Below are 16,861 nucleotides of genomic sequence, written 5' to 3'. Positions count from 1 at the left end.
GCGTCCGCATTTATTCAAAAGCCTCAAGTCTAACTTTAAACTTGAGGCTTTTGATTTTTAACGTCTTCTATTTTATTTTAATTCCATCAACAAAATAGTCGCTAATTTATCGGGTATCGATATAAAAGGGGTATGGCTGCTGGGCAATGAATATTCTTTACTGATATGGCCGTTATTTTTCACCATTATTTTTTGGAGTGTAAAGCTAACCGCATGGTCATCTGTAGTGTGGATATAAACCTTCTTAACCCTGCCGAATTTCCCATCGGTTAAGGTAACAGGTGTTGCAAGGGGCGCCAATGGCTCGGGTTTAATATTGCCGGCCAAATAATTGCCGATTTGCGCCGGAGCATCAGCGGCAAATACATCTATAACACCCTCTTTTGAAACATTCGCCGAACCAGTGGCCTGGTCTATTTGTAAATATTTGCCAATATGGCTGTCTGCATCCTGTTTGGCAAGTGATAATAAGCTTTCGCCGTTTTGCGGTAAGTAAGCAGCCAGGTAAACCAATTCTTTAATTTGACCGGGGATCTCCTCAGCTACCTGGCTAATTACTATACCTGCCATACTGTGCCCCACTAAAACTACATTTTTTCTGTCGCCAATTGCGTTTTTTACAGCATCCACATAGGATTGTAAGTTAATGCCTGCGAATGAAGTTGCGTCGCTGCCGTGGCCCGGCAGGTTAACGGCAATCACTTCATGTCCCTGTGCTTTTAATAAGGGCTCAACAGCCTGCCAGGCTGTTGCATCAGACCAGGCGCCATGAACAAGGACTATGGTTGCCGAATTTTTGTTGTTTGTTTTTTGGGCCTGAGTTGTAAATCCTATTACACTCAATGCCATTGCTAATATTGCTGTTTTCATTTTGTTTGATGCCTAATTGTTTAGGACAGCACAAACATCGGGCTAAGCGGGCGGGATAATTTTAACCCAGGTTAAAATCGAAAATCGGCATGAAAAAAAATATGCGGTAAGCAAAAACAAAAAAAAGAGCGTAGGAAGAATACGTTATTTACCAACCAATCTTTTGCGGATGCGGCTTAGCGAAGGCCCCCGGATGCCCAGGTACGAGGCAATGTGATACAACGGTACTGAATTAAAAATATTAGGGTGTTTCTCCATCATATCCCGGTACCGGTCTTCGGGGGTTTTAAATAAGAAGCCTTCGGTACTTCGCATTACCTCATGAAAAGCAGTTTCAGCAATCATCCTGCCAAACCGCTCCCATTGATGTGACTGCCCGTAAAGCCCGTTCAGATGATCGATATGGATATATAAAATATAGGAGTCCGTCATTGCTTCGGTATAATATTCGCAAGCGGTTTGACTAAAGAAGCTGGTGAACGAGGTGACAAATTGATGGTCGGTAAAAAAAAGCATATTTTTTTCTTCACCCGTATTTTCATTTACGCGATAGATCCTGAACACACCGCTGATGACGAACCCGAGGTGTTTGCAAACATTTTTATATTCGTTATAAAACTCGCCTTTTTTATACTGCTTTAATTTCCAATGCGGCAATGACAGATCAAATGCTTCCGTTTTCATGCCGGTGGAGCACATTGCCGCACGTAACAATTCCATCTCTGTTGTCTCGTCTAACATGCCATAAAAATATCCATTTTAAATAATACAGTGCACCTGTCTGTTGAAAAGGTTTTCAGATGGATTCAGGCAAGCTATTCAAATGTGATTTTTCTGATCTCATGCAGTTCGTCCTGTATATAAAGGTTACCCTGGGGATCGATTGTTATGCCAAAAGGGGCATAAAACGTCGCAACACTGGCCGGGCCGTCTATCGGGGGGTATCCTATCGGTTGCTTTCCTGCCACTGTGATCACGTTTCCGTCGGTAGTAATCTCCCGTACCAGCCAATTATCAGTATCAGCCACAAACAGGTTGCCTGCTTTGTCAAAAACCAGCCCGCTGGGATAATAAAACTTAGCCAATTGGGCAGGCCCGTCCGCGTAGCCGGTTCCCTGTTCGTTGCCTGCATAAATACGTAATGACCCTCCTGCCATATTTATGGAAAAAATGCCGGTACCGCCTGATCGGTAAACAACGCCATTATGGTCCACTGCCAGGCCTAACACAGGGCCGTAAACACCAACTAACGGGCTCACAACCCCACCCGGGGTTATTTTATATAAAGTATTAAAATCTGCCAGGTACATGTTATTGTGCTCATCAATAGTAAATGCTTCCATTAACACGAAGGTGCCATTTTTATTTACCAGTGTTGTAACGGTACCATCAGGGGTGATTTTTCTTATCGATTTATAATAGCAGTCCGTAACAAACACATTGTCGGCGCTATCTACCACAACGCCCTGCGGGGTGCCAAAGCTGGCCGCACGGCCTTTGCCATCAGCGTAACCCAATTGGCCGCTGCCCGCAAAGGTTGTCACTACGCCTGCGGGCGTAACCTTACGGATCACATTGGCTTGCGGGTCGGGGGCATAGATATTACCTTTACTATCTGAAGCGATCGCCCACATACCATGGAAGGAGGCATTAACCCCAGTTCCGTCAACAACGGTATCGCGACCGCTGCCGGCCAGCGTGCTTACCGTCGCCGTATAAACATAAGTGAAAGCCGGGCCTACAACCGTATTGCTGCCAACAGTCAAACCAACTTTACCGGTGCCCGCGCCTTTTGGTACAGTGGCTGTAAGTGATGTAGTAGTAGCGGCTGTAACGGTACCAGGCTTACCGTTAAAGGTAACCTTATTGGCGGCCGGGTCGGTGCTGAAACCAGTGCCGGTAATAATGATATTGGCGTTATAAGCGCCTGAACTTTTGCTGATACCGGTTATCGATAAATTATTTTGTGAACCTGGGACATCCTGCGCTTTTTTACTGCACGAAATAGCGAATAGCAAGATCAACAGGCCAAACATCAATAACAAACTCTTTACATGGAACTTCATATCAGTGCAATTAAACCATTCGTAAAGTCCCAATATAAGCAAATTTGCTTTAATGGTATAAAGCGATGATTGTTAAGTTTAAATTAATATTTTAACTACCCCAATGGTGCATTGTGGCATCGGCAGATCATCATTCCGATTGATGCCACCGGCAGGCACCCTGTCAAAATTATCGGGTGTATTTTTACGCCTATCTACTTATGCGTTTGGGCGCCTTCTGCATACCAAAGGTGAATAGTACGGCGATAATTGCCGGTACAGCTAAGATAAAGATGGCTTGCTGAAATAATAAATAGCTTTTCGTTGGGTCAGTAATATCAGGAAGGATCTGATACGGAGAGTGGTTGGCCAGCAACGGCTTTCTTCTTCCTTCCACGGCGGCCCCAAACCTGGCCCATGTGGTAAACAGGAACTTCGTCGCCAAGCAGTTTACCCCAGGGTTTCAGGTCTTCTACCCTGTCGAAGATGATCTTTAGCACGGCCACAATCGGCAGCATTAAAAACATGCCGGCAATACCCCATAACAGGTTTCCTAAAAATACGGCCAGCAAAGATACCAGCGCGTTGATTTGCACTTTAATGGACACAAAACGCGGAAAAATTATGTTGCTGTCCACAAATTGAATAAGCAGGTAGGCTACTATCACTTCCACCTGTGCCGAATAGCCGTCTTTAGTAACTGTTGCAATGATAACCGGTAACAGAATGGCAACAAAACCGCCGATATAAGGCAAGATATTGATGATGCCGCCGATGACCCCTAATAAGATAGCATATTTAATGCCGATGACAAACAAGGCCAGCGAATTGAGCGACGAAACGATCACCATTTCCACCAGCAGGCCTACAATATAGCTTTGAATGGCTGATTTGGTTTGCGCAAGCACCTCGCCCACACGTTTGGAATGTTCTTCCAGGAATACCTCGTACAGGAAGTTAAGGATCAGGTTTTTATATAGCAGCAGCATAAACACATAAATGGGGATAATAAGCAGCAAACTGAGGGTACCAAACACGGTGCCCAAAATACTGGCGATAGCGGCCTGGCTGCTGTCAATGGCGTTTTTAAAAAATAACACCTGTTTTTGAATAGACACCCCGAACTTGAAACTGATCCAATGCTCCAGGCTGTCCGTCATCTGTCCGTACCGTACTTTTAGTATGGGGAAGGATTGCCCGAACTGGGCTACCTGGGTGCTCAGCAAATAGCCGATGAGCGCTGTGCAGCTGATACCGACTAATACCGTTAGCGTTACCGCCAGTGCACGCGGCATTTTAAAACGCAGTAAGCGGCTGTAAACAGGGTTAAGCAATACCGAGAACAGGACGGCAAAGGCAAAGGGTATTAATATTCCGCTCAGCAGGTTAAGAATGTTTACCAGGTAATATAAGCCGATAAGCACTGCGGTTGCTTTAATATAAAAAGGGTAGGGTTTTATAGTCATCTTCCGTGCTGAATTTTTTTTTAAATAGTAAGCTGATTGGGTTGTTTATTATATATAGCGCCGCATAAGCGAATCCCGAAGGACATTCCATCAACACCTTACCCAACAATTAGTTTTAAATTAAAAGCGTTACGCTATAATGGATGCGGGCCTTAAGCGGCGGCCTGTGAAGTGACGTTGCCCGCGATAACCGGCAGGCAGGCTGTTGAAATAATAATAGCTTGTTGTTTGAAGTCGCTGACGAGAGGCAAATTTGCATGCTCCCGTTCAAAAGGTAGTTGTCATTGCAATCATTGCTATCCGGCCGATTATGGCCGCTACCTAACAGCGAAAGCCTTCGGGCGTTTTTTAAAGTTCTTCATTACGCTATCATTAATGTCACAAAATCGATTTTAATTTATATTTTACAACCAACAACTACACTAAGTATGGCATCAGGTTTTTTTGCGGTTTTGGATGATATAGGAGCGTTGATGGATGATGTTGCGGTGTCAGCTAAAGTTGCAGCGGGTAAAACTACGGCCATATTAGGCGATGACCTGGCGGTGAACGCAGAAAAAGCTACCGGATTTTTATCTTCACGGGAATTGCCTGTGCTGTGGTCTATTACAAAAGGCTCTTTAGTTAATAAGCTTATTATTGTTCCTGTAGCTTTATTATTAAATGTGTTTTTCCCGGTAGCTATTAAAGCCATCTTAATTTCAGGCGGGCTTTATTTGGCATATGAGGGAGTTGAGAAAATAATAGAATACTTTTTTCATCGGTCAAAAGCAGGCCACCAGGTAGCTGCAACAAACGAATCAAATGCTAAGGATGCCGAAAAAGCAAAAGTTAAATCTGCTATAATGACCGACTTCATTCTTTCCATCGAGATTGTAATTATTGCATTGGGAACTGTTCTGGAAAAGGGCCTGGTCATACAGATCATAACTGTTTCGGTGATTGCGGTTCTGGCAACGATAGGCGTTTATGGCATCGTTGCGATTATTGTGAGAATGGATGATGCCGGCTATAAATTGATCAAACGTTTTCATAACAAGGGCTTTTTTTCAGCACTTGGTGTTTTATTAGTTAAATCGTTGCCTGTTATTATCAAAATTCTGGCCATCACCGGAACAATCGCATTAATTTTAGTTTCGGGCGGAATTTTCACGCATCATATTGCATATCTCCATCATATTTTTCCGGGCCTGCCGGCGGTCATCAAAAACGTTGCGTTTGGGTTAACTGCCGGACTAATGGTGGTAGCTGCGCTAACAGGCGGTAAAAAGATATTTTATACATTGAAGGGTAATTCTGCACCATAATAAACGCCGTCTCAACGCGCAGCACATACATCATCCCCGATCAACGTAAACAGTAAACCGTTGTGCAAAAACAAAACTCCTAATTAATTAGTATTTACTGTAACACCGCGGCCTGTACCGGCGTCTTATAGCTATGAAACTGAAACTTCTATTTTTTTAACCTTATTCACGCTCCTGTTATTCAACTTTTCAAGGGCGCAAACGGGCGGTAAAATAACCGGCTCAGTTTTGGATGAGGCCAAAAAGCCGCTTGATGGCGCAACGGTGATCTTACTTTTAGCAAAAGATTCTACAGTGATAAGCAGCCAGCTGGTTAACAGGGATGGCAGCTTTGCCTTTCAAAATTTAAAAGACAATACGTACCTGATAAGGGCCACCTATATCGGCTATAAAAATTACCAGGGCAGCAATGTGGTGGTGAGCGGGCAAAAGCCTGTTGATCTGCCTGCGTTTATTTTAACGGCAGCCGGGAAAACCCTGAATGAAGTAGCCGTAACCGCTAAAAAATCGTTCATCCAGCAAAAAATTGACCGTACGGTAGTTAATGTGGGCGCGCTGATCTCCAATACCGGCACCAATGCGTTGGAGGTGCTGCAAAAAACGCCCGGCGTGCAGGTAGATGCCGATGGTAATATCACCTTTAAAGGCAAAAGCGGTGTAATGGTGATGATAGACGATAAGCCTACCTATCTTTCGGCCGCCAACCTGGCTACTTACCTGCGCTCGCTGCCGGCTTCATCGCTTGACCAGATCGAACTGATGGATAACCCGCCCGCCAAATATGATGCCGCAGGTAATGCGGGCGTAATCAATATTAAAACCAAAAAAAATACCATCAAAGGCTTTCATGCAGTATTAGGGGGCAATTATGCCCAGGGCTTTTACGGCCGTAACAGCGAGAATGCCAACCTGAATTATCGGACAGGAAAGGTTAACCTGTTTGCTAACCTGGCCTATGATGAGGAGCACACCTGGCGACGCCTGGAAATAGACCGGGATTACCTGGATGCGAACGGGAACCGTACCTCGTCGCTAAAAGATATTTCCTATTTCAGGCCGACGAATTATAATACCAACATTAAAGCAGGGATAGACTTTTACGCATCGCCCAAAACCACCTGGGGCATAGTTTACACCGGCGATATCAGCCGCGACCACGACAACAGCCCCGTGTACAGCCTGCTGTATGGCCAAAACGGCGGTCTGGATTCAACCATTACCACCCTTAATACCTCCAGAAATAAATTTGGCAGCAACGGCATCAACCTTAACTATACCCATAAGTTTGATAGCCTTGGCAGGGAGCTCACTTTCGACCTGGATTATATCCGCGATATATCCGGCGGTAACCAACTTTTTGTAAACAATAGCTATTTACCGGATGGAACGTTAACCAATTCAACGACGCTGAATGATGATTTACCTTCTACCATCAACATTTATTCGGCAAAAGCCGATTATGCGCACCCGCTTAAAGGCAAGGCAAAACTGGAGGCCGGCATTAAAAGCAGCTATGTAAACACCGATAATGCCGCCAATTACTTTAACGTGGTTAATGGCGTAAACACCATAGATTACAGCAAAACCAACAGGTTTTTATATAAGGAGAACATCAATGCAGCTTATGTTAACTTCAATAAAAACTTCGGCCGGTTTGCCATACAAACGGGCCTGCGGGTAGAGAATACCAATGGCGACGGGCACCAGCTGGGTAATGCACAAAGGGCCGATTCCTCATTTGTAAATCATTATACCGACCTGTTCCCAACGGCATATTTTTCCTATAACCTGGATACGGCGGGTCATAACGTGCTGGTTGCATCGTATGGCCGCCGTGTGGGACGGCCGAATTACGGGAGTTTAAACCCTTTTACTTTTTTTGTAGATGAGTTTACGCAATTCTCCGGAAACCCCTTCCTTAAGCCGCAGTTTACCGATAATTATAAACTGGCCTACAGTTTTCGCAGCCTGTTTACCATCGCCCTGGCCTATAATTATACTGCCGATGTGCAGGGCGAAACGATTCATAGAAACGGCGATGTATTTATCAGCACCCAGGGCAATATCGGGCAACAAAAAACGCTGGATCTTTCGGTCAATACCAACTTTCAGCCAACTAAATGGTGGTCGGTTAACCTGTATGCCGAGGTATATAAAAATACCTACCAGGGCGCATTTTATACCGGCTATCTTAACCAGTCGCAGGTCACGGTATCAGGCAACGGCAATAATCAGTTTACCCTATCACCCACCTGGAGTGCAGAGTTAAGCGGTTTTTTTGATACCGGCGGCACTTACGGACAGTTTGTCACTTTGCCCAAAGGCATGCTTAACGCAGCCATTCAGAAGAAGATATGGAACAACAAAGCCACCATCAAGCTAACCATGCAGAATATTTTGCAATCCTTTAGCCCGAGCGGTACCATTACCAATATTGCGGATGCCAGGGCAAGTTTTCACAATACATTGGATACACAGGTGGCAAGGCTTGCATTTACCTATAGTTTCGGTAAATCAGCCAATACCCCTCAAAAACGCGAAACCGGCGGGGCGGATAGCGAACAGAGCAGGGCGCATTGATTATAGGACCCATTAATATATCTCAATTAAAAAGCCGTTCAATGAAGTACTAAATAGTTTTTTATTTTTCTTTTGATAATTTAGCGAAACTGTGTTTAAGATGAAACAAAGTTTAAATGTCAAAATATCCGGATATTAAAAATAAGGAACTAGTTGGTACATATCCAGCGCTGGTTAAATCAGGAGGAGGTTATGTTTGGGACGCGGTGTTGGAGTACCGGGTTTGGTGTCACCCGCATGCAGGAGCTCCTGACACCGAAGATGGTGACGACTATTATTATGTTTTTGATAATTACGAGGAAGCTCTCGAGTTTTCGGACGAGAACCCCGGTACAGAAGAGCCTCTGGCGCTTATTCTGCAACGAGAATACATTGATGAACCCGAACCGGGTAAATATGTACACATTAAGGAAGAGCGATTGACTGAATGGCCCGTTGAGTTTCTTGGCCGCCCCAGAAGAAATGAAAATACAATCCCCGACTTTTTGTCGCCAGACGCGCCGGGTAACAGGTTAGAGATATTACGAGGCTTGGCTTGATTTTACATGAAAAGATTGGCTTTTTGATGAAGGCTCAGTAATAAATATCTCTATTTTTAAAAAGTATTTTCTATTTGAGATGACAAGATGAAGTTTCACAAATATTTTTGGCTTTTAACTATAGCTTTCACGCTGTCGTTCTTGTCCAAAGCCCACGGGCAGCAGCACGTATTACATGATTCAACGTCAAGGTTAGATCACATCCAAAAAACCGGAATTTTACGAATAGGCATCCCCGGTGATTATGCCCCTTTTGCAATGAGCAAAGGCGATTCGCTTTATGGCGCCGACATCAAAATGGGCCGCGCGCTGGCTTCAGCCATGGGTGTTAAGCCGGTATTTGTAAAAACGAGCTGGGCAAACCTGGCTAAAGATATGCGGAACGATTCCTTCGATGTTGCCCTCGGAGGGATCAGCATTACACCTGAACGGGCTGCCATGGCAAGCTTTTCTGTTTCTTATCACTCGGGTGGAAAGACTTTTCTTTGCCGGAGAGCAGACAGTGCCCGGTTCTCGATGCCGGACGCCGTAAATAAACCTGGCGTCCGTTTAATCGAAAACAAAGGCGGAACAAATGAATCAGTAGCGCGCTCGTTATTTCCCGCAGCGACCTTACAGATATTTCCCGATAACATTGGGATTTTCAACGAGATAGTAGTCGGCCATGCCGATGTAATGGTAACGGATGATACCGAGGCCGATTTGAAGACCCTGCAATACCCTCAGCTTTGCCGTAGCTTTGCAGGGACGATAACTAAAAGCGATAAGGCAATGTGGATTCACAGCGATGTCGAATTAGTGAGTTTTGTAAATAACTGGTTGCAGAAGGAACTTGCCACAGGGTTACCACAGCAATGGTTAAAGGAGGGGATGTTACCAGGTAATTGAGCTGTGGCAGAGCGCGATAACAATTTCAGCAGGTACCTTTTTTAAATATATTAAACTGTTTATACTGCATTGATTGACAGTTTTTAAAATGTAAATTTGTATTCCCCACATTGGCCTGTTAGTGAAAAAAATTGCCGTATACCTATTTATAGTACTCCAAATAGGAGTAACTAACTCGCTGATGGCGAGCGATGGCCGGCATTACTATACTATTACCGGAAATTATATCACTGCACCTGCAGCTACCATTTTTTGTGCTACCGGAAACCCAGGGAATATCATCGGCAGTACACCATCTGATGGAAGCGGCGTTTATACCTATCAGTGGCAAACATCTACCGATAGTGTTAATTTTACCACCGTTTCGGGCGTCAGCAGTATTGATTTTGCTCCTACGCAAATCAGTCAAACCACCTGGTACAGGCGGCTGGTAACTTCGGGTAGTGATACTGCCACATCGATAAGTAATATAGTTGTAATAACAATCTCTCAGCCAGTTACCAATAACACGATAACAGCACCCGCAGTTATCACATTTAATGCACCTTCCGTTCCCGGAGTTGTTGCAGGCAATACTCCATCAGGTGGCAGCACCTATACTTACCAATGGCAAATTTCTACTGACGACCTTAATTTCACTGATCTAAGCGGAGCTACAGGCAAGGATCTTGCAAATCCACCCTTATTAAACCAAACTACTTATTTACACAGGGTCGTTACATCGGGAGCGTGTACTACACCTGTAATAAGCAATACGGTGAAAATAATTGTGGAAATACCGGTTACCGGCAATACTATCGTTGCGCCATCTGTAACAGGGTTTTGTTTGACTGGCGATCCGGACGTAATAACCGGCGGCACGCTTTCCGGGGGGAATGGAACTTATAGTTATCAGTGGCAAAGCTCGACAGATAGTATTCATTTTACTACCATTGAAGGGGCAAATAGCACCAATTTTGACCCTCCGCCGGTCAGCCAAACAACCTGGTACCGTCGGCTTGCATTTTCAGGGCCGCCGGGCGCAGCTTCAGCTACAGTAGATGCCAATAGCCTTGACTTTTTTTTAATAGGAGGCCAAAGCAATGCCTTTGGTACGGGACGTCTTTCACTGCAAACACCCATTCCCGCAGGTATTTGCTGGGAATATGTCAAAGGCGCGTTTGTGCCCGTCACCAACCAGGCAATCAACACCGGCAATACTGGTTCAATGTGGGCAGCTTTTGCTGTTGCTTATTATAACAGAACCGGCCGGAAAGTATGCCTTGTACCGGCATCCGTTGTTTCTTCGTCGCAAGTTGCCTCTATTGATGATGGCAGCGGGAACTGGGATGTAACTGGAAATTTAGTCGCCAATGCTGTTTTATTATTAAATAAGGGAGTGGCTGCTGCACAAAATGCCGGCTGGACCACCCAGGTTAAAGGTGTTTTGTGGGACCAGGGCGAACGGGATAGTAACAATATAACACTGGGAAATATTACGATAGGGATGTACCGGGAAGCTTTGCAGAATTTGATCGCCAATTTCAGAACCAGGATCGCCAATAACAGTTTGCCTTTTTATATTTTCAGAGTAGCCAATAGTACAACGGGTGGGTTGCAGGTACAGGCAACACAGGAGGCTATCGGAAAATCGGACCCCAATACCATGGTTGTATTCAGGGACGCTAATGATTTTACTGAAGCCAATGGGTTTCTCAATCCTGTTAACCCCGTGCATTATACACAGGCAGGATATAACCTGGCGGGGCAAATTGGAGGCGATAATGGAGGTGCTTACACGGTACCTGTTTTTAGTAACGTTATCAAAATAAATATTTCAAACCAGGAGATCCCGGTTTTGGTTGATACCCTGATACAAATCAACAGTGGCAACCCGGCCACCCTGGCCGTTGCTTCGCCTAATAGTAATAATGAATATAACTGGTATGATTCTTTGGACACAACTACCGTTGTGTTTTCCGGCCCTACATTTATAACCTCCCCTATAACCGCAAATAAAACCTATTTTGTTCAGGCAGTAAACGGAGCCTGCGGGATATCACCAATAGTTGCTGCTCGGGTAAGTATTATTAATGGGCTTGACAGCCTTAGGTTAAGCACAGGTACATTAAACCCAATTTTCCGGACAGGGATATTTAGTTATAATGCATCGGTTGACAATTCGGTAACCTCTTTCACATTAACCCCGGTTATCAACGATCCTGCGGCAACTATTGCTGTTAATGGCAGCCCGGTAGAAACGGGCACCTCATCGGCAGATATTCCATTGGTCGTTGGTCCCAATCCGGTAAATATTACGGTAACCGCGGTTGACGGTACAATTAAAACATACACACTGGTCGTAACCAGGAAACTTTCTGCAAATGCAAATCTTTCAGATTTTCAATTATACAGCGGCACTATATCGCCGGCGTTTGCAGCGAATGCTACCAGCTATACCGCATCAGTAGGTTATGATGTTTCAGGTGTTAAATTAAGTGTAACTGCAGATGATGCAAATGCAACAATAGCCGTTAACGGCATTTCCATGATGACAGGTGCGGGATCAATAGACATCCCTTTATCTTTCGGTCAAAATTCCGTTGCTGTTACAGTGACAGCAGCAGACGGGTTAACTACGAAAACATATGCATTGTTGATAACACGGGCCGGAGCATCTGTGAATGCAAGACTTGCAGACTTGACCTTAAGTACCGGAACTTTAACGCCGGTTTTTGTAACTACAAAAACCAGTTATGCAGCATCAGTAATTAATAGCATAACCTCAATTACTGTTACCCCAATTTCAAGCGACAACACAGCAACAATTTCCGTAAATAATATACCGGTGATATCAGGCATGCCGTCAACAGCAATTCCATTAAATATTGGCCCGAATATTATTAATATAACCGGAACAGCGCAAGATAAAACTACTACCTTAACCTATACCCTAACCGTTAACCGTGCAGTAGCGGCAAATGCCAACCTTGTTGCACTCCATTTAAGCGCGGGTACGCTTTCGCCGATTTTTTCAACGGCTACAACCGGCTATACTACGTCCGTTCCCAATACCATGGCCTCCATTACTGTGATACCTATTGCCGCCGACATAAATGCTGCAATAAAAATAAATAGTGTGACAGTAATATCTAACCAGGCTTCGACCCCCATTCCTTTAAACATTGGCCCAAATAGCATTAGTATAACGGTAACCGCACAGAATGGAACCACGGAAAAAACATATTCGGTAGTTGTAAGCAGGCTTCCTTCGGCAAATGCAGGCCTTGCTGGAATTACATTAAGCAATGGGGTAATAACGCCCGTTTTTTCAACATCAAAATACAGCTACACGGCATCTGTACCTTATAATGTAAGTTCAGTAAAATTGACAGCCACGGGTAGTGATACGACGGCGATGATAACCGTAAATGGAACCCAGGTGCAGCCTGGCACCGCGTCACCTGATATCCCGTTATCTGTGGGGCCAAACACAATCGCCACTACGGTTACAGCCCAGGATGGGATCACTATTAAAACTACTACGCTACTTATTTCCAGGGCTGCACCATCTTCAAATGCAAGCCTTGCAAACCTTAAAATTAGCAGCGGTACCTTAACACCGGTTTTTTCGGCAGCCAAATTTCCTTATACTGCAACAGTGGCCTACTCGGTGGGGTCAATAACAATAACACCAACCGCAAGCGATACAACGGGAAATATTAAAGTTAATGGACTTGCCGTGATATCCGGTACCGCGTCAGCTAGCGTCCCGCTTTCAATTGGCCAAAACGTGATCACGATAACAGTGGTCGCCCAGGATGGAATTACAGCGAAGACCTATACAGTTGCGATAACCAGGCTCGCGCCATCTGCAAATGCCGCGCTTTACATCCTTCGTTTAGGTTCTGCGGCACTTTCGCCCCTTTTTGCGCCAGCAACAACAGCCTATTCAGCTTCGGTCGCCAATTCGGTTGCCTCAACAACAATAACCCTTGTAACTACTGATGCAAACGCTACTGTAACAATTAACGGTGTTCCGGCAAAATCAGGTACGGCATCGGCCCCTGTTCCTTTAAACACCGGGCTGAATACCATTACCGTTACGGTAACCGCACAGGATGGCATAACGGTAAATACCTATACTATTACAGTAACCAGGCTTGCTTCGGTCAATGCAAGTCTCGCGGGGCTTACATTAAGCAACGGCACGTTAACACCGGTTTTTACAGCGACGAGGTTTGCATATACAGCTTTAGTACCCTACGCCGTGAACTCAATTGCCGTCGCCTCAACCGTCGCTGATACCACGGCAACAATAGCAGTAAACGGCACGCCGATGCAATCGGGTATACCAACGGCTTTTATGCCATTATTCGTTGGTGCTAATACCGTTACCGCCGCCGTTACGGCCCAGGATGGGATAACAATTAAAAAGTATACTATCATCGTTACCAGGGCTGCGCCATCCACTAATGCGAACCTAATCAGCCTTACGTTAAGCAATGCTACATTGACGCCTGTTTTTGCGTCCGGACGGGTAGCATATACAGCGAAAGTGCCATTTACGATAAGTTCGTTAACGCTGGTGCCAACTGCTGGCGACGCTACAGCAACAATAACAGTTAATGGTGCCGCAGTACCATCAGGCACAGCGGCACCGGCAATTGCTTTGTCCGTAGGTACAAATACTGTTACTACAACTGTTACTGCGCAGGACGGGATAACAACCAAAGCGTACACCGCAGTGATAACGCGAGCGGCTCCATCCGCAAATGCAAGCCTTGCCGGCATGGTATTGAATGTTGGGACATTAACCCCTGCTTTTGCGCCCGGACGGTTTGCCTACACGGCAGCAATAGCTTATACCGTTGCCTCAGTTAACGTGACCCCAACCGTTAGTGATGCGACGGCAACAATAACAGTTAACGGCTTGCCTGTACTTTCTGGTATGGCATCTGCGGTAGTTCCATTGTCTATCGGCTCAAATACGATCAATATAGTGGTTGCTGCCCAGGACGGAATAACAACGAAAACTTATACGGTAATATTAACGAGAGCCGGGCCTTCAGAAAATGCCGGGCTTGCCAGTTTGGCCTTAAGTACGGGGACGCTGACGCCGGTTTTTGCAACAACAAAAACCAGTTATGCCTCCTTTGTAGCTAACAATGTAACGTCGATAGCTTTTACACCAACAGTAAGCGACTCTACGGCAACAGTAATGGTAAACAATATGCCGGTAAAATCAGGCACGTCATCTACAGCGATTCCTTTAATAGTTGGCCCCAATATTATTAACGTGACAACACAGGCCGAGGATGGCGTTACCACAAAAACCTATGCGGTAACTGTAACCCGTGTAAAAAGCTCAAATGCTAACCTTGTTTCGCTTCAATTAAGTTCGGGGACGTTATCGCCGGTTTTTTCGGCTACAACAACCGGCTATGCGGCTTCTGTGGCCAATGCTGTTGCTGTAATGACGTTGACACCGGCAACCGCGGATACAAATGCGACCATAACAATAAACAATATACCTGTAAAATCAGGCCTTGCGTCAGCTCCTGTTCCTTTAGCCGTTGGATCTGATACTATTGTAATAAAAACAACTGCACAAAATGGAACAACATCAAAAACATATACTTTGATTATTACCAGGGCAATGCCGGCTGCAAACAGCATTTATGTGCCGGTAAGTGTTGTAGATCCGTTTGATAACCAGCAGCTTTCGGATCTAATAAAAATACATCAGGCAGTATCACCAAACGGGGACGGTATTAATGATTTTTTGATGATCGACGGAATTACTGCTTACCCTGATAATAAATTAACGATCATGAATAAAGCCGGAGAAGTAATTTTCGAGACGATTGGATACGACAACATTACAACGGTTTTTGACGGGCATTCCAATAAAAATGGCAAAAAGCAACAATCCGGCACATATTTTTACCTGTTAGAATATAAAGTAGGTGATGTCGCAAAGCGCAAATCTGGTTTTTTAATTCTTAAATGGTAAATAATAGGTCAGGTTTGGGATCTGTATTATCACGTCGCTGCGCGCACAACACGTTCTCTTTTACTGTTCCGTTTTTTGTAGCTTTGCACCAGAAGTGTTTTCCGCTTCCTTAATTTAACCAATGTCAGCTGTTCCAACACAAACCCCCGCCGAAAAAGAAAACCTGCATCCCCGCAACTCGCACCGGCAAGGGTATGATTTTAAGCTGCTGATGAAAGGTACGCCCGAACTGCGCCGCTTTGTTAAGCTGAACCAGTTTGATGCGGAATCCATTAATTTTAGCGACCCGGATGCGGTGAAAGTGCTCAATAAGGCTTTACTAAAACAGTTTTACGGCATTAATAAATGGGATATCCCGGCAGGTTATCTTTGCCCGCCAATACCGGGCAGGGCAGATTATCTCCATTACGCCGCTGACCTGTTAGCCGAAATAAATAATGGCGAAATCCCCCGGGGTAAAAAAATAAATGTGCTGGACATTGGCGTCGGCGCTAATTGCGTGTATCCCCTGATTGGCGCCAGTGTGTACAGCTGGCGGTTTGTGGGCACAGATATTGATCCGGCGGCCATCAGGGCGGCCAAAGAGATTCTGGCAGCAAACGAAGGCTTTAAGGATAAGATCATCTTCCGTTTACAAACTAATAAAGCAAATATTTTTAAAGGAATTATTAAAGAAGGCGAGGGTTTTGATATTACTATCTGTAATCCCCCCTTTCATGCATCCCTACAGGAAGCACAGCTGTCCGCAGCTACCAAATGGAAAAAATTGGGGATCGCTAAGCAAAACGCAGCCTTAAATTTCGGCGGACAGAAAACGGAGCTATGGTGTTATGGCGGCGAAGCCGGATTTATACGCCGCATGGTGGAGCAAAGCGCCCTTGTGGCAAAGCAATGTTTGTGGTTCTCGACCCTGGTTTCCAAAAAAGATACGCTCCCTGTTATTTATAAAGCACTGAAAGCAGTAAACGCGCTGGATGTAAAAACCATCAGCATGATGCATGGGCAAAAAACCAGCCGCATAGTGGCCTGGACATTTTTAACCCCGCCTGAACAAGCCGATTGGCGAAAGACCTACTGGTAGGAGACCTGTATCCGGCAATTTTTACGCAACGCTATTATTTGAATTTTGCAAACATGAGATTGATATTTGCAAACAGCTAGCCTGGTTTTT

At 45.0% G+C, this 16,861-nt stretch carries 10 protein-coding genes; 6 read left to right on the top strand and 4 right to left on the bottom strand.

Going from position 1 to position 16,861, the window contains the following annotated elements; all coding sequences use genetic code 11:
* Positions 1-72: 72 nt before the first annotated feature.
* The 4 genes from MgSA37_RS24795 to MgSA37_RS24780 all read right to left on the bottom strand — a co-directional run bounded on the left by MgSA37_RS24795 (position 73) and on the right by MgSA37_RS24780 (position 4,381).
* Positions 73-870, bottom strand: coding sequence for an alpha/beta fold hydrolase (locus MgSA37_RS24795; RefSeq protein ID WP_096356044.1), 798 nt, complete (start codon positions 868-870; stop codon positions 73-75).
* A 144-nt stretch (positions 871-1,014) separates the two neighbouring features.
* Entirely contained in the window at positions 1,015-1,611 is a 597-nt protein-coding gene (locus tag MgSA37_RS24790) for a Crp/Fnr family transcriptional regulator (RefSeq protein ID WP_096356042.1), read from the bottom strand.
* Positions 1,612-1,685: 74 nt separating this feature from the next.
* Positions 1,686-2,936 carry an IPT/TIG domain-containing protein gene (locus MgSA37_RS24785; protein ID WP_096356040.1) on the bottom strand — a complete coding sequence of 417 codons (1,251 nt, stop codon included), beginning with the start codon at positions 2,934-2,936 and terminating at the stop codon, positions 1,686-1,688.
* A gap of 317 nt (positions 2,937-3,253) precedes the next feature.
* Positions 3,254-4,381: an AI-2E family transporter gene (locus tag MgSA37_RS24780; protein WP_096356038.1), complete on the bottom strand. Its 1,128-nt coding sequence runs from the start codon at positions 4,379-4,381 to the stop codon at positions 3,254-3,256.
* Between the two features lie 428 nt (positions 4,382-4,809).
* Between MgSA37_RS24780 and MgSA37_RS24775 the strand changes: the two genes are divergently transcribed.
* The 6 genes from MgSA37_RS24775 to rlmF all read left to right on the top strand — a co-directional run bounded on the left by MgSA37_RS24775 (position 4,810) and on the right by rlmF (position 16,771).
* Positions 4,810-5,688 (top strand): DUF808 family protein, encoded by an 879-nt coding sequence (locus MgSA37_RS24775; protein WP_096356036.1) that lies wholly within the window; start codon positions 4,810-4,812, stop codon positions 5,686-5,688.
* A gap of 150 nt (positions 5,689-5,838) precedes the next feature.
* On the top strand, positions 5,839-8,268 hold the full coding sequence (locus MgSA37_RS24770; protein WP_317046645.1) for an outer membrane beta-barrel protein: 2,430 nt from the start codon (positions 5,839-5,841) through the stop codon (positions 8,266-8,268).
* 116 nt (positions 8,269-8,384) lie between these two features.
* Positions 8,385-8,807, top strand: a complete 423-nt coding sequence (locus MgSA37_RS24765; protein WP_096356032.1) for a GCN5 family acetyltransferase — start codon at positions 8,385-8,387, stop codon at positions 8,805-8,807.
* An 87-nt stretch (positions 8,808-8,894) separates the two neighbouring features.
* The gene (locus MgSA37_RS24760) at positions 8,895-9,695 is read left to right on the top strand and encodes a transporter substrate-binding domain-containing protein (protein WP_096356030.1); all 801 of its coding nucleotides are present in this window, start codon (positions 8,895-8,897) and stop codon (positions 9,693-9,695) included.
* A gap of 181 nt (positions 9,696-9,876) precedes the next feature.
* Positions 9,877-15,690 carry a cadherin-like beta sandwich domain-containing protein gene (locus MgSA37_RS24755; protein WP_096356028.1) on the top strand — a complete coding sequence of 1,938 codons (5,814 nt, stop codon included), beginning with the start codon at positions 9,877-9,879 and terminating at the stop codon, positions 15,688-15,690.
* Between the two features lie 121 nt (positions 15,691-15,811).
* Entirely contained in the window at positions 15,812-16,771 is a 960-nt protein-coding gene (gene rlmF, locus MgSA37_RS24750) for a 23S rRNA (adenine(1618)-N(6))-methyltransferase RlmF (RefSeq protein WP_096356026.1), read from the top strand.
* Positions 16,772-16,861: the final 90 nt, after the last annotated feature.

The organism is Mucilaginibacter gotjawali (assembly GCF_002355435.1).
GTDB lineage: Bacteria > Bacteroidota > Bacteroidia > Sphingobacteriales > Sphingobacteriaceae > Mucilaginibacter > Mucilaginibacter gotjawali.
Note: the sequence above shows the minus strand (reverse complement) of the source record. Positions and strands in the feature narration are given on the sequence as shown.